The organism is Pseudomonas sp. IT-P258 (genome assembly GCF_949767825.1).
Taxonomy (GTDB): Bacteria; Pseudomonadota; Gammaproteobacteria; order Pseudomonadales; family Pseudomonadaceae; genus Aquipseudomonas; species Aquipseudomonas monachiensis.
The window spans coordinates 1-19589 of the sequence record NZ_CATKPU010000029.1 but is presented as its reverse complement, the minus strand read 5'-3'; the positions used below and the strand labels follow the sequence as shown (position 1 = coordinate 19589).

13 protein-coding genes are annotated in these 19589 nt (G+C 61.6%); all 13 read left to right on the top strand.

Annotation, left to right across the window (positions count from 1 at the left end; translation table 11 throughout):
• The first annotated feature begins 5 nt into the window (after nucleotides 1-5).
• The 13 genes from tssC to tssA all read left to right on the top strand — a co-directional run bounded on the left by tssC (nucleotide 6) and on the right by tssA (nucleotide 19517).
• Nucleotides 6-1508 (top strand): type VI secretion system contractile sheath large subunit, encoded by a 1503-nt coding sequence (gene tssC, locus ACM6G4_RS12255; protein WP_056723981.1) that lies wholly within the window; start codon nucleotides 6-8, stop codon nucleotides 1506-1508.
• A gap of 25 nt (nucleotides 1509-1533) precedes the next feature.
• A complete protein-coding gene (gene tssE, locus ACM6G4_RS12250; RefSeq protein WP_034150988.1) occupies nucleotides 1534-2016 on the top strand; it encodes a type VI secretion system baseplate subunit TssE in 483 nt (160 codons plus the stop codon).
• Complete coding sequence (gene tssF, locus ACM6G4_RS12245; RefSeq protein ID WP_414913781.1) at nucleotides 2016-3848, top strand: type VI secretion system baseplate subunit TssF; 1833 nt, start codon at nucleotides 2016-2018, stop codon at nucleotides 3846-3848. The genes tssE and tssF overlap by 1 nt, the downstream gene beginning before the upstream one ends.
• On the top strand, nucleotides 3812-4882 hold the full coding sequence (tssG, locus tag ACM6G4_RS12240; protein WP_056723977.1) for a type VI secretion system baseplate subunit TssG: 1071 nt from the start codon (nucleotides 3812-3814) through the stop codon (nucleotides 4880-4882). Before tssF ends, tssG begins: the two co-directional genes overlap by 37 nt.
• Nucleotides 4879-7482: a type VI secretion system ATPase TssH gene (gene tssH, locus ACM6G4_RS12235; RefSeq protein WP_414913780.1), complete on the top strand. Its 2604-nt coding sequence runs from the start codon at nucleotides 4879-4881 to the stop codon at nucleotides 7480-7482. The genes tssG and tssH overlap by 4 nt, the downstream gene beginning before the upstream one ends.
• A gap of 23 nt (nucleotides 7483-7505) precedes the next feature.
• Nucleotides 7506-8261 carry a type VI secretion system lipoprotein TssJ gene (gene tssJ / locus ACM6G4_RS12230; protein ID WP_414913779.1) on the top strand — a complete coding sequence of 252 codons (756 nt, stop codon included), beginning with the start codon at nucleotides 7506-7508 and terminating at the stop codon, nucleotides 8259-8261.
• Entirely contained in the window at nucleotides 8258-9601 is a 1344-nt protein-coding gene (tssK, locus tag ACM6G4_RS12225; protein WP_046042543.1) for a type VI secretion system baseplate subunit TssK, read from the top strand. Before tssJ ends, tssK begins: the two co-directional genes overlap by 4 nt.
• Nucleotides 9598-10311 carry a type IVB secretion system protein IcmH/DotU gene (gene icmH / locus ACM6G4_RS12220; RefSeq protein WP_409079355.1) on the top strand — a complete coding sequence of 238 codons (714 nt, stop codon included), beginning with the start codon at nucleotides 9598-9600 and terminating at the stop codon, nucleotides 10309-10311. Before tssK ends, icmH begins: the two co-directional genes overlap by 4 nt.
• A 30-nt stretch (nucleotides 10312-10341) precedes the next feature.
• Nucleotides 10342-14214: a type VI secretion protein IcmF/TssM N-terminal domain-containing protein gene (locus ACM6G4_RS12215; protein WP_414913778.1), complete on the top strand. Its 3873-nt coding sequence runs from the start codon at nucleotides 10342-10344 to the stop codon at nucleotides 14212-14214.
• A gap of 31 nt (nucleotides 14215-14245) precedes the next feature.
• Nucleotides 14246-15172 carry a type VI secretion system-associated protein TagF gene (tagF, locus tag ACM6G4_RS12210; protein WP_414913777.1) on the top strand — a complete coding sequence of 309 codons (927 nt, stop codon included), beginning with the start codon at nucleotides 14246-14248 and terminating at the stop codon, nucleotides 15170-15172.
• Entirely contained in the window at nucleotides 15169-17643 is a 2475-nt protein-coding gene (tssM, locus tag ACM6G4_RS12205) for a type VI secretion system membrane subunit TssM (protein WP_414913776.1), read from the top strand. The genes tagF and tssM overlap by 4 nt, the downstream gene beginning before the upstream one ends.
• A 163-nt stretch (nucleotides 17644-17806) precedes the next feature.
• Nucleotides 17807-18325 (top strand): Hcp family type VI secretion system effector, encoded by a 519-nt coding sequence (locus tag ACM6G4_RS12200; RefSeq protein ID WP_034150979.1) that lies wholly within the window; start codon nucleotides 17807-17809, stop codon nucleotides 18323-18325.
• A gap of 94 nt (nucleotides 18326-18419) precedes the next feature.
• On the top strand, nucleotides 18420-19517 hold the full coding sequence (tssA, locus tag ACM6G4_RS12195) for a type VI secretion system protein TssA (RefSeq protein WP_414913775.1): 1098 nt from the start codon (nucleotides 18420-18422) through the stop codon (nucleotides 19515-19517).
• The last annotated feature ends 72 nt before the right edge of the window (nucleotides 19518-19589 follow it).

Genomic DNA, 19589 nt, shown 5'->3' with positions numbered 1-19589 from the left:
TGACGATGAACGACAAGCAAACCGTGACTCAACAGGACAGCACGCTGGTTGAAGTGGACAGCTTCACCGCGCAATCCTCGTTGCTCGACAGCATCATTTCGCAAAGCCGCGTGGCCCGCTCCGAGACCGAGCGCACCCGCACCCGCGACCTGATCGGTGAATTGGTCAACCAGATCCTGGAAGGCGAAATGACGCCGAGCAAGGACCTGATCGCCGTGCTCGATGCGCGCATCGCCGAGATCGACGCGATGCTCTCCGAGCAGATGAACGAGATCATGCACGCCAGTGAGTTCCAGCAGCTGGAAGCGTCCTGGCGCGGCCTGAAGTATCAGGTCGACCAGACCGAAACCAGTACCACGCTGAAGATCCACCTGCTCAATGCGTCGAAGAAAGACCTGGTGCGTGACCTCAAGGCCGCTTCCGAATTCGACCAGAGCGCGCTGTTCAAGAAGATCTACGAAGAAGAATACGGCACCTTCGGCGGTGCACCGTTCGGCATGCTGTTGGGTGACTACGAGTTCAACCGCAGCCCGGAAGACATGTACCTGCTCGAAGAGATTTCCCACGTCGCCGCGGCCGCCCACGCACCGTTCATCTCGGCGGCCTCGCCTGAGCTGTTCGGCTGGGATTCGTTCACCGACATGTCCGGACCACGGGACCTGGCGAAGATTTTCGACACCGTCGAATACGCCAAGTGGAAGTCGTTCCGCGCCTCCGAAGACTCGCGTTATGTCGGCCTGACCCTGCCCCACGTGCTCGGTCGCCTGCCTTACGGCCCGGATACCACGCCGGTCGAGGAATTCAACTTCGTCGAAAGCGTCGATGGCCGCGACCACAACAAATACCTGTGGATGAACGCCGCCTACGCGCTGGGCACCCGGGTCACCGATGCGTTTTCCCGCTACGGCTGGTGCGTGGCGATCCGTGGTGTCGAGGGTGGTGGCCTGGTGGAAGGTCTGCCGACCCACACGTTCAAGACCGATGACGGTGAAATCGCCCTCAAGTGCCCGACCGAAATCGCCATCACCGACCGCCGTGAAAAAGAGCTGTCGGACCTCGGTTTCATTCCGCTGGTGCACTGCAAAGGCACCGACTACGCCGCGTTCTTCGGCACCCAGTCGGCGCAGAAGCAGAAGCAGTACAACACCGACATCGCCAATGCCAACGCCCGGCTTTCCGCGCAGTTGCAGTACATCTTCGCCACCTCGCGCATCGCCCACTACATGAAGGCGATCATGCGCGACAAGATCGGCAGCTTCGCCTCGCGCAAGGACGTCGAGCTGTTCCTCAACAAGTGGCTGTCGAGCTACGTGCTGCTGGACGACACCGCGAGCCAGGAAGCCAAGGCCAAGTTCCCGTTGCGCGAAGCCCGCGCCGAGGTGTTCGAGGTGCCGGGCAAGCCGGGGGTGTACAAGGCCGTGACCTACCTGCGCCCGCACTACCAACTGGACGAGCTGACCGCTTCGTTGCGCCTGGTCGCTGAATTGCCGCAATCGACCCGCGGCTGATCGGGCACATTGCCAGGGAGGCACCATGACCAGTCAACACAAGCTGTTGCCATCACTGCTGGACCGATTGCTGGACGATCGTCCGCATCAGTCCATCGAAGCGTCATCGCAGCGCTTGTGTTCGCTGGCCGATTACAAGGCCAGCATCGTTCGCGACCTGGAAATCCTGGTCAACACCCGCCAGTCCCTGGTCGCCAACGAGCTGGACGGTTTCGTCAACCTGAGCGGCAGCATCCTCGACTACGGCATGCCGGATTTCACCAGCCGCAGCGTGCTTGATCCGAAGGATCGCCTGTTGATCCAGCGGCAACTGGAGAAAGCGATCACGGTCGGCGACCGGCGCTTTCGCAGCGTCAAAGTGCAACTGCTCGCCCAACAGACCGGTCAACGCATGCTGACCTTTCGCGTGGACGCGGTCCTGCGCCTGCAAGACGTCACCCGCCAGGTGTCCTTCGACGCGGTGCTGCAGGTCAACACCCAGGAATACAAAGTGCAGAACCTCAACTGATGCTCGACGATCTGCTGCCCTATTACGAAAAGGAACTGTCGCACCTGCGCTTTTTGGGCCAGGAGTTCGCGAGCCAGTACCCGAAAATCGCTTCGCGGTTGCTCATCGAGGGCGATAACTGCGAAGACCCGCATACCGAGCGCTTGATCGAGGCCTTCTCGTTCCTGTCGGCGCGGGTGCACAAAAAACTCGACGACGAGCTGCCGGAAATCGTCGAGTCGTTTCTCGAGGTGCTGTACCCGCATTACCTGCGCCCTACCCCGTCGATGTCGATCGTCGAATTCAATCTGGGCAAGCAGGAAAAAGTCACCGAAGCCTTCCGTGTGCCCCGGCATACCGAACTCAGCGCCAACCCGATCGATGGCGTGGTGTGTAAATTCCGCACCTGCTACCCGGTCGAGCTGTGGCCGGTGTCGGTGCAACAGGCATCGTTTATCGAGATGGAACGCTCGGCGTTCAACGGCCACAGCGCTGACCTGGTCGCGCGCCTGCGCATCGGCCTGGTGGCGACCTCCGACGTGTTGTTCGGCAAGCTGGAACTGGACCGCCTGCGGTTCTTCCTCGACGGCGAAAGCACGTTGATGCTGCAACTGTACGAATTGCTGTTCAACAACCTGGCCAAGGCCACGCTGACCTTTGAAGATCAGGGGCGCACCCGCGAGGTCGTCTTGCCGGCCAACGCGTTGAAAGCCGTCGGTTATGGTCTGGACGAAGGCCTGGTGGACTACTCCGAGCGCTCGTTCCTCGGCTACCGCCTGCTGCACGAATACTTCACCTTCCCCGACAAATTCATGTTCTTCGACCTGTCGGGTTTTGCGCGGATTCTGGCGGGCAAGGACGTCGAGAAAGTCGAGGTCAATTTCTACTTTTCCGACTACGACCTGAGCGACCGCCTGGCGCGCCTGACGCAAAACATCGGGCGCAATAACTTCAAGCTCAATTGCACGCCGATCATCAACCTGTTCCGCCAGCAGGCCGAGCCGATCAAGTTGACCCACGCCCAGCACGAATACGCAGTGACGCCGGATGTGCGCCTGCAAGGCTCGGCCGAAGTGGTGTCCATCGATCGCGTGCGGCGCGTGCGCAAGGTCGGCGGCATCGATCAGGTCGGCACCTGCCATCCGTTTTTCGAACCCCGTGGCGATCAGGGCCCGGGCCAAAGCTTCTGGATTGCCCGGCGCCGAGCGGTACAGAGCGGCCAGCGCGATGGCTCGAACGTGTTTATCCGGGTGGTGGATCGCGAGCTGGGGTTGATGGAGGCCAACAACGATGCGTTGAGCATCCGCCTGACCTGCTGCAACCGTGACCTGCCCCTGATGTTGCCGTTCGGCGGCGAGCGCGGCGATTTCAATATCCCCGGTAACTCGGTGATCAAGGACATCCGCTGCCTGCGCAAGCCCACCGCCACCGCGCGCGTGCCCTTGGGCAACGGGGTGATCTGGCGGCTGATTTCGCACCTGTCGCTGAACCACATGTCGCTGGTGTCCCGCGGTCGCGAGGTGCTGCTGGAGCTGTTGTCGCTCTACAACTACCGCAACGTGTCGGCGATCCGCAAACAGATCAACGGCATCGTCTCGGTCAGCAGCGAACCTGTGGTCGCGCGCATCGGCCACCCGCGGCCGAACTTCGTGCGCGGCGTCGGCATCACCCTTAATTTCGATGAAAGCCAGTACACCGGCAGCGGTGTGTTTTTGTTCGGCATGGTGCTCGATCACTTCTTTGGTCAGTACTGCTCGATGAACAGCTTTACCCAATTAACCCTTCGCACCTTGCAGCGCGAAAAGAGAGTCGTCCAATGGCCACCGCGAACCGGCGATCAACCCCTGGTCTGATCGACCAGGCACGGGCTGAGCCGCACCGATTCGAGTTTTTCCAGTTGGTGCGCTTGCTTCGCCTGCATTACAGCAGAACCGGGCGCATGGACCTGCAAACCCGACCGCACGAAGACCCTTTGCGTTTTCGCTCGCAGCTGTCGCTCAACTTCCCGGCCAGTGAAGTCAGCGATTTGCAATTCGAGCGTGAAGGCAAGGTGTCCGTGGCCGGCCTGCCGCTGTCCGAGATGCAAGTCACCTTCATGGGGCTGGTCGGGCCGTCGGGCGTGTTGCCGCGTCCGTACACCGAGCTATTGATTGAGCGGCACATCCAGTACCGGGATGACGCGGCCCATGCGTTCCTCGACATTTTTTCGCACCGCATGACCACGCTGTTCTATGAGGCCTGGCAAAAGTACAAGTTCTACATCGAGTACGAACGCAACGGCACCTCGGATTTCGACCGCTACCTGCTCAACCTGGTGGGTTTCGGCCCCGAAGCGCAGAAGCAGAAATTCGACAAACAAGGCTCGCCCCTGCGCCGTGAATTGTTCAGCTATTTCTCCGGCCTGTTCGCCCAGAAGCCACGCAACGCGTTGAACCTGGAAGTGATGCTGGCTTTCTATTTTTCGCTGCCATTCAAGGTCAAGCCGTTTGCCGGTCGCTGGCTGAAACTCGACGCCAGCCAATGCACGCAACTGGGGCGCAAGAACGCCGTGCTCGGGCAAAGCGCCGTCGCCGGCAATCGGGTCTGGGACTATCAGTCGTGCGTGCGCATCGAGATGGGCCCGCTGGAACTGGCCGACTATCAACGCTTCCAGCCAGGCACCGAGGACTACCGGAAGCTGGTGGAACTGGTGCGTTTCTATGTGGGCGCGGAACTCGATTTCCAGTTGGCGCCAAAGCTCAAACCGCAGTCCGTACCCGTCGCCCGCCTGGGTCGCCAGGGCAATCTTTCGCTGGGCCGGCTCGGCTGGCTCAAACGACCAGGCGTCGACGTGGAACCCTCCCGTTGCGCGCTCTTCCACATTCCTTTTGATGGGATCTCCCTGTGAACCTGAAGTCCCTGTTCGCCAAGCTCAACGACACCAGCCGTACCGCCACCGAAAGCGCCGCGGCACTGTGTCTGTCGGAACACCACTACGATGTCGAAATCGAGCACCTGTTGTTGCAATTGCTCGACGGCCACGACAACGACCTGCCGGCCATCCTGCGTCATTACGACGTGGTGCCTGAGCGCTTGCAGGCGCAGTTGGTGACGGCACTGGGGACGTTCAAGAAGGGCAATACGCGCACCCCGGCACTGTCGCCGCACCTGACCCGCATGATCGAACAGGCGTGGGTCCTGGCCTCCATCGAATTCGGCCAGGCGCAGATCCGAACCGGCCATCTGTTGCAGGCCCTGCTCGATGACGACGAACTGCGCCGGGTGGTGATCGCGGGGGCGGCCGAGCTGGAGAAGATCAACGCCGACGATTTGCGCGTGAACCTCAACGCCTTGGTGGAAGGCAGCGCCGAATCGGCCCTGGCCAAACCGCTGGGCACTGCAGAAGCCGCCAACACCAGCCCGGTCAAAGGCAACGGCAAGACACCGGCCCTCGATCAGTACACCATCAACCTCACGCAAAGCGCTCGCGAAGGCCGGATCGACCCGGTGCTGGGTCGCGAGTTCGAGGTGCGGCAGATGGTCGACATCCTCACCCGCCGCCGCCAGAACAACCCGATCCTCACCGGTGAAGCCGGCGTCGGCAAAACCGCCGTGGTCGAAGGCCTGGCCCTGCGCATCGTGCAGGGAGACGTGCCGTCGGTGCTCAAGGGCGTCGCCATCCACACCCTGGACCTCGGTTTGTTGCAAGCCGGTGCCGGGGTGAAAGGTGAATTCGAAAACCGCCTCAAGTCAGTCATCGAAGAAACCAAGCGCAGCCTGCACCCGATCATTCTGTTCATCGACGAAGCGCACACCCTGATCGGCTCCGGTGGCCAGGCCGGGCAGAACGACGCCGCCAACCTGCTCAAGCCAGCCCTGGCTCGCGGCGAATTGCGCACCATCGCGGCGACCACCTGGGCCGAGTACAAGAAGTACTTCGAAAAAGATGCCGCCCTCGCCCGTCGCTTCCAGGTGGTGAAGGTCGAAGAGCCGGACGAAGACAAGGCGATCCACATGCTGCGCGGCCTGCTGGCCAAGATGCAGGAACATCACAAAGTCACGGTGATGGACGAAGCGCTGGTGCAGGCCGTGCGCCTGTCCAATCGCTACATCACCGGGCGCCAACTGCCGGACAAAGCCGTCAGTGTGCTGGACACCGCTTGCGCCCGGGTCGCCCTGGGGCAATCGGCACAGCCGGGGCCGCTGGAAGACTGCAAGCGCCAGATCGACAATCTGCAGGCGGAGATCTCGGTACTGCAACAGGAAGCCGCCAAAGGCAGCGACCATGCCCGCCGCCTGACCGCCCTCAACACCGAACTGCTGAGCGAACAGCAGGCCCGCGATGCCCTCGAACAGCAATGGCAACGCGAGCTGCAACTGGTGGAAAAACTCGGCGCCCTCAGCCATCCGGAAAATCAGGCGCCGGATACCCAGGAGATTGCCGCGGTGCGCGCCGAACTGGCCAGCGTCCAGGGTGAGCAACCGCTGGTGCATGCCCTGGTGGATGGCGGCACCATCGGTGAAGTGATCTCCGGCTGGACCGGCATCCCGCTGGGCAAGATGCTGCGCGACGAAATCGACACCGTGCAGCGCCTGCCGGCATTGCTGGGCGAACGGGTGCTCGGCCAGGACCACGCACTGCAGGAAATCGGCAAGCGCATCAAGATTTCCCGCGCACGCATGGAAGACCCGAACAAACCGATCGGCGTGTTCCTGTTGCTCGGCCCGAGCGGCGTCGGCAAGACCGAAACCGCACTGGCGCTGGCCGACACCCTGTACGGCGGCGAGCGTAACGTCATCACCATCAACATGTCCGAGTACCAGGAAGCCCACACCGTCTCCAGTCTCAAGGGTTCGCCTCCGGGTTATGTCGGCTATGGCGAGGGCGGCGTGCTGACCGAAGCCGTGCGGCGCAAGCCTTACAGCGTGGTACTGCTCGATGAAGTGGAAAAGGCCCACCCGGACGTGCTCGAACTGTTTTTCCAGGTGTTCGACAAAGGCGTGCTGGATGACGGCGAAGGTCGCGAGATCAACTTCCGCAACACCGTGATCATCCTCACGTCCAACACCGGCACCGACCGCATCATGCAGTGGTGCCTCAATGCCCAGCCGCAACCGACGCCGGAAGATATCGTCGAAGGGCTGCGTGACGAATTGAACCAGGTGTTCAAGCCGGCCTTCCTCGGCCGCCTGACCATCGTCCCCTACTACCCGGTCAAGGACGCGATTCTGGAGCGCATCGTCGCACTCAAGCTTGCGCGCATTCGCCAGCGCTTCGAGCGTAATCATCAGGCTGTCCTGAGCTATGACGAGGCGCTGGTCAAGGCCATTGCCTCGCGCTGCACGGAAGTCGACAGCGGCGCCCGCAACATCGACAACATTCTGTCCAAGACCCTGATGCCGGAACTGGCGCAACGGGTGCTGGAGCGCATGGCGCAGGACAAACCGATTCAGAGTTTGAACATCGAGTTGGGCAGCGACGGCGATTTCGCCTATCGCCTGAACTGATCGGGCATTTACAGGTAGTGGTCATGGACAAGAGATATTCAGGGAAGCGTCCCGCGAAAACGGCATTGGCCAAATGCCTGACGGCAGTGGCGATGATGGCGGTACTGAGCGCCTGTGGTGTCACCGACCGGGTCGGCAAGCGCGTGGACGACACGTGGGCCGGCGACATGCTGTTCGACGACAACGAGAAAGTCATCCTGACGTCCGACGGCGGTAACCAGCTCAATCCCGACGCGTCCGGCAAACCGCTTTCGGTGGTGCTGCGCGTGTACCAGCTGACGTCGCTGGAGCGCTTTGCGTCAGTGGATGCCGACTCGCTGTGGGACGACCCGCAAAAGGCCCTCGGCAATACCCTGCTCGAAAACCGCGAAATCACCCTGTTGCCGGGCATGGGGCAAGTCGACAAGTGGCCGCTGAACAAGGCGGCAGGCTATGTCGGTGTCGCGGCTTTTTTCCGCACCGACGAGAACAGCCACTGGAAGGTCGCGTTTGATGCCAACTCCCTGCGCAAGGACGGCATCTGGTTCTCCTCCGACGGTCTGCGGGTGCTGGTGGACAACAACACCGTGTCCGCCGTCAGCGGTGTCGATGTCCTGGACAAACCCAAGACCCAGGAGCAACTGGCCAAGGCCACCGCCCAGCCCGACCCGTCTGCCGAACCGACACTGACCGAACGTGTTCAGGACGCCGTGGTGCAAAAGGTCCAGGACAAAGCCGTTGGCTCTGCGCAAAAAGCCGTGGACTCGAAATTGAATTCATTATTGGAAGGCGCTCAATGAGTAAGCAAAGCCGGGTGATGTGGTCCGAAGGCATGTTCCTTTTGCCACAACATTTCCAGTATCAGGATGAGTTCCACCAGCATCAGCTGGCGCAGGCGACCCTGCGCAACACGCCTTTTCACTGGGGCGTGCAGTTGCTGGAAGTGGACGAGGAAGCCCTCGCCACCGGCTCCCTGCAACTCAAGCGGCTGAAGCTGGTGTTTCCCGACGGCAGCCTGTTCGACGCACCGCAGCACGACCCGCTGCCGGCGGCTCGTGACTTGAAGGATTTGCTCAAGGGTAACGACCTGAAGGTCTACGCCGCGCTGAAGCTGCCGGAGCCCTTCGGCCTGAATTACGTCGAAGACGGCCAGGAACAAAAGACCGGGCGACGCTTTCGCAAGCAGTTCGACACCTTGCCGGACCTCAACGAAGGCGACCTGGAAAACGAAATCACCAGCCTGCGCCTGAACGTGGTGATGCTGATCGACGGCGACAACCTCGATGGCTACACCTGGTGCCCGATTGCCCGGCTGTCGCGCAACAACATCGGTGGCTTCAACCTCGACGGGCATTTTGTGCACCCGACGCTGCACCTGGGCACCCACGACACCCTGATCGGACTGGGCAAGCGTTTGCTCGGCGCCCTGCAATCCAAGAGCAAGGCGCTGTCGGGCCGTCGTCGCGAGCGCGCGGACCAGATCGCCGAGTTCGGTTCCAGCGACGTGACCCTGTTCTGGCTGTTGAACACGGTGAACCGTGCCCACCCGGCCCTGGCCCACCTGCTCGCGCATCCGCGCCTGCACCCCGAGCGCTTGTATCTGTTCCTGGCCGAACTCGCCGGCGGCTTGCTGACGTTCTCGCTGGACACCCAGCTCAACGACATCCCCGAGTACGACCACCACGACCCGGCGGCCTCGCTGGTCAAGCTCGACGAAATGATTCGCGTGCTGCTCGACAACGTGGTGCCGAACCAGTGTGTGGTGATCAACCTGACCCAGACCAAACCCTCGTACTGGCAAGGGCAGTTGCACGACCCACGACTGGCGGAGGCGGACTTCTACATCTCCGTGCACGCCGACATGCCGGGGGCGAGCCTGCTGGAACTGGTGCCGCGAGCGTTCAAGGTCGGCTCGCCGGAAGACATCGAAGTGGTGGTCAACAGCGCCATGCCGGGGGTCACCCTCAATCACTCGACACGCCTGCCCAATGCGATTCCGGTGCGACTGGACAATCACTACTTCTCCATCGAACCCCATGGCCGGGTGTACGAGCGAATGATGAGTGCCCAGGCCATCTCTTTCTATGCGCCCAGCGCGTTCACCAACCTCAAGCTTGAACTGATGGCGGTACTCAAATGACCGAAGCCGTACTGCAAGGCGCCGTTGCGGCCGCCCGTGAAAAACCGACCCTCAAAGACCTGGTGCAGGATTTCATCAGCATGGCGCTGATCGTGCGCAAGGGTCGCCAGGTGACTTCGGTCAGCGCCTTCGAGGCGAGCGTCGACACCTTCTTCAAGGCGCTGGAACGCGATGCCCGTGGCGCCAACTACAGCGTTGAACAGGTGAAAGACACCCAGTACGCCCTGTGTGCCTTCCTCGATGAAAGCGTGTTGCGCTCCGGGGACAACGAGTTGCGCCGGCACTTTGAATTGCAGCCGCTGCAGTTCCGCTATTTCGGCGTGCACCTGGCCGGCGAAGGTTTCTTCGAAAAAATCGATGCACTGCGTGGCGACGTCAAACAGAACCTCGACGTGCTCGAGGTTTACCACCTGTGCCTGGCCCTGGGTTTCGAAGGCAAGTTCAGCCTCGGGCAAAAGGACCAGCTGCGCTACCTGGCCAATACCCTGGGCCAGGACATCGCGCGCTTTCGCAAGACCCCCAAGGCCCTCTCGCCTGACTGGGCGTTGCCCGACCAGGTCTCGCAGATGCTGCGCCATGAGGTGCCCCTCTGGCTCTACCTGGCGCTGATTGCGCTGGTCTGCGCGGGTGTCTACCTGACGCTGGACTGGTTGCTGGGCAAAGACCTGGCCGCATTGTCCGAACAAATCAGCCAGCTGTTCAGTGCCTGAAAACAGGTCAGGTAATCGAGTCAGGAAGACATGAAGACATTATTGCGCTCGTTGAAAAGTTTTTGGTTCCTCGTTCCCGTCCTGTGGCTGGCGAGCCTGGCGGTCTGCTGGTTCGTGGCCCCGCACGTGAGCTGGCTGCGCGGTTATGCGCTGGAGGCAATGGCGATCGTCAGCGCCTTCTACCTGCTGATCATTGTGCTGCGTCAGTACAAGCGCATCCGCGCCGAGCACAACCTTGAAAACCTGGTGCAGATCGAAGTCGATCGTTCGCTCAAATCCACTGGTGAATTCCGCGATCAGCAAGTGCTGCGCGAACGCCTCAAGCATGCCATCGCCATGCTGCGCGCCGACCGTTCGGCCGGTGGCGGCGGTTCGTCGGCGCTTTACGATTTGCCGTGGTACCTGGTCATCGGCATGTCGGCAGCGGGCAAGACCTCGTTGCTGACCCGTTCGGGCCTGTCCGCAAGCATTGCCAGCAGCGCCAATGACACCGAAAGCGGCACCCAGCATTGCGATTGGTATTTCAGCCCCGAGGCCGTGATGATCGACACGGCCGGTCGCTACCTGCGGGACGACCCGTCGGCCAGCGAATTCGCCGCCTTCCTGCGCATGCTGAAAAAGCAGCGCAGCAAGGCCGCGGTCAACGGTCTGGTGTTGGTGGTGAGCCTGCCGGAACTGCTGGCGTGCAGCGCCGCCGAGCGCAACGAACTGGCCGCCCAACTGGTGTCGCGCATCGAGGAATACAACGATTGCCTGGACGCCAGTCCGCCGATCTACCTGATGCTGAGCAAGACCGATCAACTGCCGGGCTTCAGCCAGGCATTTGAAGGCCTGGACCTGAACGAGCGCCAGCAACCGCTGGGCATGACCTTCGGCTTGTCCGAGATCCGCAACCAGGGCTTGCGCCCGGTGCTGGATGCCAAGCTGGCCAACCTGCACGGCCATATTCGCCGTCACGTCGACGCCCAGATGATTGCCTTGGGCGCCGATGCCAACAGCGCCCTGCTGAACTTCCCGAACTATTTCGCCGAGCTGTCGGGGGTGCTGGAGCAGTTTCTCCAGCACTTCGCCGAGACCGGTCGCAGCGGTGCGCCACTGTTGCTGCGCGGGCTGTATTTCACCAGCGCCTTGCAGACCGACCAGCAGTTGAGCCAGGTGTATGAAGACGACCTGGCCGAGTCGTTTGCATTGCAAGCGGAACATGAGCAACCGCAGCCAAGCAGCGGCAAGAAAATCAGCGACCGCAGCTACTTCATCACCGATACGTTCCGTCGGGTGATCTTCCCCGACCGTGACCTGACCCTCTATCAGTCGCGCCTGGGCAAGAACACCTCCGCCAGCCCTGCCCTGCTGGGCCTGGCGGTACTGGCCGGGGTTGCGTTCATTGGCTGGCAAGGCCTGTCGTTCCAGAACAACCGCCAATGGCTGGCCACATTGCGCGGGCAACTGACCGAGCTGCAACAGTCCCCGGAGCGTGCCGGGTTGCTCGCTTCGGGCCAAGGCCTGGAACTGCTGCGCGAGCAACTCTCGGCCATCGAGAAGCACCGTGCCAAAGGCGTGCCGCTGCAACTTGGCGCAGGCCTTTATCGTGGTGATGACATCTACCGCGTCGCGCAGGCCGCCTACTTGCAGCAACTGCGTACCCAGGCGCTGGAACCGGTCACCTTGCAACTGCAATTGCAGATGCGCGCCTTCAATGAGTTCGCCAAGACCATGGATGCGCAGAACAGCTTTGTGCCTGCGTCAAACAAAGCCGACTCGCTCAAGGCCCGCGTGCAGGGCCAGAAACTGCCGGTGCGCTTGAACAACCTGCCGCGCAGTGGCGGTGATGTTGCCAGCCGCCTGACCGGTGCCGCCAAGGGTGCCGCCAACAAGGCACGGGGGGACGCGCTGACGGCACTGCGCAACCCTGCCACCGCGAGCGATGCCGCTGATTTGTCGGCGACCACCGGTGGGCTTTCGCTGTCCGAGGAAATGCTCGGCCGGCTGGATGAGCGGCAAGTCGCGTCCATCATCGAGTCCTACAACGCGCTGAAGCTCTACCTGATGCTCACGCAACCGGGCACCCATCCAGACCCTGAATTCATCGGCGCTGCATTGCCGGTGGCCTGGGCCAATACCGCCAGTGCCGACAATCCTGTCAGTACGGCGGTGATTCAGGACAACTCGCCGGTCTATGTGCAATTGCTCAAGAATGGCCAGGCACCGACCTTGTCGCGCAACGAGCAGCTCATCAGCGAAACCCGCAACAGCCTCAAGTCCTTCATGATTTCCAGCTCGCTGGTGGACCGTGAATACCTGCGCCTGCAACTCGAATCCGGCCGTCAGTTCCCGGCCGTTGGCTTGAGCGACCTGGTGCCAATGCCCGGCCGCCAGTTGCTGTACGGCACCGAAGCGGTTCCGGCGATTTTCACCCGCCAGGGCTGGGAGCAATTCGTCAAGCCAGAGCTGATCAAACTGGTGTCGGGCAACCTGCAAAACGAATCGGACTGGGTGCTCGACGGCGAAGGCGCCGACAGCATCGTGCAGAAGGCCAACTTCATCCGTGAATTCATGACGCGCTACAAGCGCGACTACACGCAAGCCTGGTACACCCTCATCGACAGCGTCGGTATTCGCCATTTCACCGACATGGCCAATGCGACCCAGCAACTGTCGCTGCTCAGCGACGTGCAGAACTCGCCGGTGAAAATCCTCCTGGCGGCGGTCAACGACAACACCCAATGGGATGTCCCTGCCCCTCGCGAAACCCTGCCAGCGGGCATCAAGCCCGATGACGGATTCTGGAGCAGCGTCACCGGGATTTTCGACGGGAAAAATGCATCGCCAAGCACGTTGACTTCACCTTTGCCAGCGGTCGACGACGGCAGCCTGGCCAAGCGCTTCGAGCCAGTGTCGCGGGTGTTCGCCGTGCAAAACGCCGAAGGCGCCGACAGCACGATCATGGACCGTTACCTCGCGGCCCTGCGCAAACTCAAGGTGCGGATGAACAATATCCAGCGCTCCCAGGACGTTGGCAAAAGCAGCAAGCAGCTAATCAGCGAAACCCTCGAAGGGCTGCCAAGTGAAGTGACCAGTGTGCGCAACTATGTCGAGACCACCGTCGACACCAGCCAGGGCGGTCTGTCCACTTCGTTGCAAGGCCTGTTCAGCTCACCGATCCAGTTTGCCTGGGAAACCCTGCGCGACCCGGCTGGCCAGCAGATTGCCAAAGCCTGGGCACAGCAGATTGCCAAGCCGTGGGAACAGGTCATGGCGCACCGTTACCCGATTGCGCCCGGCAGCCGCAACGAAGCGTCGGTCAAGGATCTGCAGCGTTTCGTCGACCCCGAATCCGGGCTGCTGCCGAACTTCAAGCGCAACGAAATCGGCAATCTGTCCGGTGGCGAAGGCCTGGGGATGAGCAGCAACAGCAAGGCAACGCCGCTGGTCAACCCGAACATGGTCAACAGCATCGACAAGGCCAGCTCGTTGGGCCAGGTGATCGCCAGCCTGTCTGACCGCGACAACGGCTTCGAGATCATGCTCGAACCTTCCGCCAACCTGACCGACATCATCTTCACCCTCGACGGCCAGGTGCAGCACTACCGCAACGGCAAGACCAGCTGGAGCCGCTTCTCGTGGCCGGGCACGACCACCACGCCGGGTGCTCGCCTGGATGTGGTCACCCTTTCCGGCGAACGCATCACGGTGTTCGACTACCCGGGCCGTTGGGGCCTGCTGCGGATGAACGACAGCGCGCGGGTCAACGATCTGGACGGTATCCAGCAACGCTTCAGCTGGAACACCAGCAGTGGTCCGGTCAGCCTCGCCGTGCGCAACTACGGCGGCGTCAAGCTGACGGACCTGGCCAACGTCAAGGCATTGAGCGCGCTCAACGCCAAAGAAGGTCAAGCGCTGTGAGCCGCCGAACCTTGAGCCCGGGAACCGCCCAATGATCGGTTGTTTCGGCAAGGTGCCCGCGAGCCCGGACTTCGTCAGCCTGCAAGGTGCGGGCGACGACGTCTGCGAGTTCGATAGCTGGCTGCAAGGCGCGCTGGCCGCCCTGCAGCATCGCGAAGACTGGCGCGAACTGTTCGACGGGTTGCCGCTGTGCTTTTTCAGCTACCGCGCGCGCAGCGGCAACTGGTTGCTGGGCGGGCTGATCAGCTCGAGGGATTCGAGTGGACGGCGCTATCCGTTTTTCATTTTCCAGACCCTCAAGGCCAGCGAAGCCGAGCCTCTGGTCAATCCGTTCACCCTCGGCGAATTGTTCAGCGGGCAGATCAGGCCGTTGCTGCACTTGGCCGTCCAGGGCGAAAGCACCTCGGTGCTGTTCGACCGCATCAAGGCCCTGCGCCCGTTGCAAGTCCAGGACTTCGAGTTGTTCCGGCGCGTGCATGACAAGTTCCTGGTGAACTTCAACCTGCGCGATATCAGCATCGCGCTCGAAGGCGCCTACCCGGAATTCGTCACCAACGCCGTGTTGACCCGGCTTCAAGCCCTCAGGCGGCACCTGGCTCACGCGACGCCCATCGGCATCGCCCTGCCCTTGCCGGCGGAACGGGGCTTGAAAAATCCGACCGCCGATCTGTGGGTCACCTGGCTGACACAAATGACCCCGGAACGTGCCGTGCCGCAGATCAGCCTGCTGGCGGACGACTTCATGCGTCCCCGGCTGATCTGTTTTGCATCGCGCCAGACCAGCGACGCCTACCGCGTGCTGACAGGCATCAGTGACCGTTCGCAGAGCTACGACGTACTGGCGTCCTTCGATGCCTTTGACGAGCACCACCGCACACACGCCTTTCCCGAAATCGACCGCCCTCTGGGTGACGTTATCGACCGTTTTGTCGATGCCCTGGATTCGAAGCCTGTATGAACAAGATCAAGTATTACTTCTTGCGCTATCAACCCTACATCCTGGGGGTGTGCTTTTTCCTCACGATCTTCGTGGTGTGGGGCCTCGGGCGTGCATTTGATTTCAGTTCGCTCAACAGCCTGCTGACCGGCATCGGTGTGTTCCTGGTGCTGTCCGCCGTTTATGTGCTGCTGCTCTATCGGGGCGTGTCCCGGCATCACAACCTCGAAGGCCTGCTGCGCGAGGATGCCGATCAGGCGGTGTTGAACGCGAGCCCGGCGGATCGCGAAGAAGTCAGCCTGTTGCGCGAGCGTCTGTTGCAGAGCATCGAGCGCTTGCACAGCAACAAGCCACGGGGCAGCAACCCCAAGGATGCGCTGTATGCCCTGCCCTGGTACCTGGTGGTCGGTCAGCCAGCAGCGGGCAAAAGCACCATGCTCTACCAGTCGGGCCTCAACTTCCCCTACGCCGAGCGTGAGGGCGTGCGAGTCGCCGGTCTGGGTGGCACCCGCAATTGCGACTGGTTCTTCAGCTCCGAAGCGGTGCTGCTGGACACCGCCGGCCGCTACATGAACAACCAGGAAGAGGCCGGCAAATGGCGCGCGTTCCTCCAACTGCTGCGCCAGCATCGCCAGCGCCGGCCGCTCAATGGCCTGATCGTCACCGTCAGCATCCACGACATCCTGCAAGCCTCGCTCGAAGATCAGGAGCGCATCGCCAAGCGCCTGCGCGAACGCATCCAGGAAACCCATGCCCTGCTGGAAGTGCGCCTGCCGGTGTACCTGGTGTTCACCAAGTGCGACCTGGTGCCGGGTTTTGCGCCCTTCTATCGCCAACTCGATGAAACCGCACGCGGCGAAGTCATGGGCAAGACTTTCTCCCACAAGGGCTATGAGCAGGCCGACTGGGGGCAGCGTTTCGGCGTCGCGATGGACGAGCTGGTCAGCTATTGGCACCAGGTGGCGAGCCAGCAGTTGGTCACTCAAGACATCCAGATCACCCGGCAGGATTCGGCGGTGTATCGGTTTCCGCTGGAACTGGCAGCCCTCAAGCCACGGCTTCAGCTGTTCGTCGATGCCCTGTTGCGCGCCAACCCTTATCAAAGTGCGGAACTGCTGCGCGGCTTCTATTTCACCAGTGCACTGGACGCAGACCAGCCGGAACTGGGCGGACACGCACGGCAAGTGACGGAGCGCTTTTCCCTGGAAGGTGATCGGGAGATCGCCAACGGTCACGCGCAGCCGCGCCCGTTGTTCATCAACAGTCTGTTCCGCAAGGTCATCATTCCCGACCAGCATCTGGTGGCGCTGTACACCACCAACCACCGCGAGCGTCGGCGCCGGGCGACCTGGATCGGCGGTGCCGCACTGGTCGCGGTGCTGCTGTGCAGCCTGTTGGGCTGGTCATACGTCAACAACAAAAACACCTTGCAAAGCCTCTCGGCAGAACTGACCCAGGCTGGCATCGACAACCGTTCTGTACCCGCTCAGTACACCGATTGGCAAACCCTCGATCGCCTGCGCTTCTGGACCGCGCACTACTACGCGCAGCATCACGACGAAGGTGTGCCGCTGCGCATGCGCCTGGGGCTCTATCAAGGCCACAAGGTAGAACCACTGGTGCGCAGCCGCTACTTCGACCGCCTGGAAAGCGTGATGCTCAAGCCCACGGCCGACAACCTGACCCGCTCGTTGTATTTGCTGACCACGCTCAAGGTCTATCAGCGCAACGCCAAAGAGTTGATGCCCGTGACCGGCGTGGACAGCGTCGAACCCAAGGCCCTGCCCAATGACAACCGGGCGCAATCCATCGCCGGTTTCGGCAAGGCAACGCTGGACACCTACGTCATGTTGTCCCGTGCACAACGGGAAAAGGCCGCCCCGGCGTTCCTGAAAGCGAAAATTCCGGATTACTGGTACCCGGCGATTGCCCGTCAGGTCGGCAATGCCAGTGTCGCCGCTTCGGACTATGAGTTCGCCAGCCGTCAGATCAATTTCTACAGCGACCAGATCCACGAGCCGGACGTGCCGCGGATCCTCGACAACGCGTTCCTGATCTCCAGCTCGCGAAACTACATCAACAGCCTGCTGACCCAGTCGTTGCGCTCGATCGAAACCATCACGCTGGAGTCGGACACCCTGTTCGCTTTCGCCCGTGCGGACTTCCAGAGCCTGAAGACTGAAGGCCAGAGCCAGCTCAGCGCGATCGCCGGCAAGCTGCTCAGCACCCCGAACATCGGAAAAATCATTATCGCCGGGCACGCCGACCAGCTCGGCGATCCCCAGGGCAACCTGCAGGTTTCCAAACAGCGGGCACAAACCATCAAGACCTACCTGGTGGGCAAAGGCGTACCCGGCGAGCTGGTCGAAGCCGTCGGCGAAGGCAGCAACAAGCCCTTGGTCAAGTGCGACATGCAGCAGCCAAGGGCCCTGCTGATCCGCTGCCTTGAGCCTAACCGGCGAGTAGAAATCGAAGTGCGGGCACTCAACTGAGCATGCGCGCCTTGTGAAGAAATACCGGTATCCGGGTCATCTCGACGAGAGGCCCGGGCCGGCATAAGACACCTCTGTTGATTGTTTCGAAGAGGTTAAAACGAAGGGCTGCGACCTGTTTGCAGGTGACATCCCTTTAAATGAAGGTAAGGAGAAAATAGAAATGGCATTTGACGCATACATCCAGATCGACGGCATTCCAGGTGAAGTTCTGGACGACAAACACAAGGATTGGATCGAAGTGCTGGGCTACGAGTACGGCGCAACCCAGGCGACTTCCGCGACGGCCAGCTCATCGGGCGGTGCTTCGTCGGAGCGTGTTGCGTTGAGCGACTTCAGCATCCGCAAAGCCGTGGACAAGGCTTCCGCCAAGCTGTTCGAAGCCTGCTGCAAAGGCACGCACATCGCCAAGATCCAGTTGAACGTGAACCGTGCCGGTGGTGACAAGGTCACCTACCTGACCATCAACCTGGAAGAAGTCGTGGTGTCGTCGGTCAAAGCAGTCGCCGGTGGCAGCCAGAACGGTGAAGACAAATCGGTTGGCGATCTGCCGATCGAAGAAATCAGCTTCAACTTCGCCCGCATCAAGACCACCTACACCCAGCAGAGCCGTGCCGATGGCCAGGGCGGCGGTAACGTCACCGGTGGCTGGGATCGCACCGCGAACAAGGTTTTCGCATAACACCGTTGCAATGACGGGCCGCGCACGCGGCTCGTTTTCGGCACCGTGCCTGCCCGGCGGGCGCGGTGTTCTTTTAGTCTGATCAGAGTTTCCCATGTCTGAATATCTCAACGACCTTTCGCTGGCCGAACTGACCGCGCCCATCAATGAGGGGGGCGGCGAAGACCTGAGCTTTTCCACCTTGTTCGATCAGGTGAAAGAAGCACGGCGAGCAGACCCCGATTACCTGACCCAGGGTGACTGGCAAACCGATCTGAAGTCATCCGACTGGGATCTGACCCTCACCCTGGCAGCCCAGGGCCTGGCTCGACAGAGCAAGGACCTGATGCTCGTCGCCTGGCTCAGCGAAGCCCTGGCGCACAAGTACCATTTCACCGGTATCACCTTCGGCCTGACCCTGGCCGAACGCCTGCTGGACAATTTCTGGACCGGCCTCTTCCCTTCCCTCGAGGATGGGGTCGATGAACGCGCTGCCCGCCTGGCGTGGATGAAAACAACCCTGACGGATGTGGTGGGCGGACTGCCGATCACCCAGGGCCAACAGTACGGCCTGCTGCGTTATGACGAATCCCGGCATGTCGAAAACCTGGCGTTGCAGAACCCCCAGGCCATGCGCGCCGCCCTCGACGAAGGCAAGATCAACGCCGAGGTGTTCCAGCGTTCGGTGGTGCTGACCGACTCCGATCACCTGCGCCAGAAAGCCAGCGAAATCGCCGCCAGCCTGAAGGCCTGCCAGCAACTGCAGAGCACTGCCGACAGGCTGTTCGGCCACGACGCGCCGAGTTTTGCCGGGCTCCATGACGTGCTGTCCCGCGCCGGGCAACTGGCCGAGAAACTGCTAAAGGATCGCGGTATCGAACTGAACCCGGCCCCTGTCGCGCCCACCCCGACCGTCGCCGAAAGCGCTGGCGCACAACCTGCAGGTGCCGCAATGACCCAGACCCGGCAAGACATCCCCGTCACGCCGCTGCGCACCACTCCGCAAACCCGCGACGAAGCGTTCACCCTGCTGGCTGGCATCGCGCAGTTCTTCAAGCAGACCGAACCCCAGAGCCCCGTCCCCTACCTGATCGAACGCGCGATCAAATGGGGCAACATGCCGCTCGAGGGTTGGCTCAATGATGTGATCAAGGACAGCAATGTGGTGGACAACATCCGCGATGTGCTGGGGACCAAGGAGGCGAAGTCCTGATGAGCTATCAGCACAAACGCTGAAAAACCTGTGGCGAGGGGGCTTGCCCCCGTTGGCTGCGCAGCAGCCCAA

Coding starts and splice junctions, on each gene's coding strand:
- tssC (WP_056723981.1), top strand. CDS start 6: ATGAACGACAAGCAAACCGTGACTCAACAGGACAGCACGCTGGTTGAA.
- tssE (WP_034150988.1), top strand. CDS start 1,534: ATGACCAGTCAACACAAGCTGTTGCCATCACTGCTGGACCGATTGCTG.
- tssF (WP_414913781.1), top strand. CDS start 2,016: ATGCTCGACGATCTGCTGCCCTATTACGAAAAGGAACTGTCGCACCTG.
- tssG (WP_056723977.1), top strand. CDS start 3,812: ATGGCCACCGCGAACCGGCGATCAACCCCTGGTCTGATCGACCAGGCA.
- tssJ (WP_414913779.1), top strand. CDS start 7,506: ATGGACAAGAGATATTCAGGGAAGCGTCCCGCGAAAACGGCATTGGCC.
- tssK (WP_046042543.1), top strand. CDS start 8,258: ATGAGTAAGCAAAGCCGGGTGATGTGGTCCGAAGGCATGTTCCTTTTG.
- icmH (WP_409079355.1), top strand. CDS start 9,598: ATGACCGAAGCCGTACTGCAAGGCGCCGTTGCGGCCGCCCGTGAAAAA.
- ACM6G4_RS12215 (WP_414913778.1), top strand. CDS start 10,342: ATGAAGACATTATTGCGCTCGTTGAAAAGTTTTTGGTTCCTCGTTCCC.
- tagF (WP_414913777.1), top strand. CDS start 14,246: ATGATCGGTTGTTTCGGCAAGGTGCCCGCGAGCCCGGACTTCGTCAGC.
- tssM (WP_414913776.1), top strand. CDS start 15,169: ATGAACAAGATCAAGTATTACTTCTTGCGCTATCAACCCTACATCCTG.
- ACM6G4_RS12200 (WP_034150979.1), top strand. CDS start 17,807: ATGGCATTTGACGCATACATCCAGATCGACGGCATTCCAGGTGAAGTT.
- tssA (WP_414913775.1), top strand. CDS start 18,420: ATGTCTGAATATCTCAACGACCTTTCGCTGGCCGAACTGACCGCGCCC.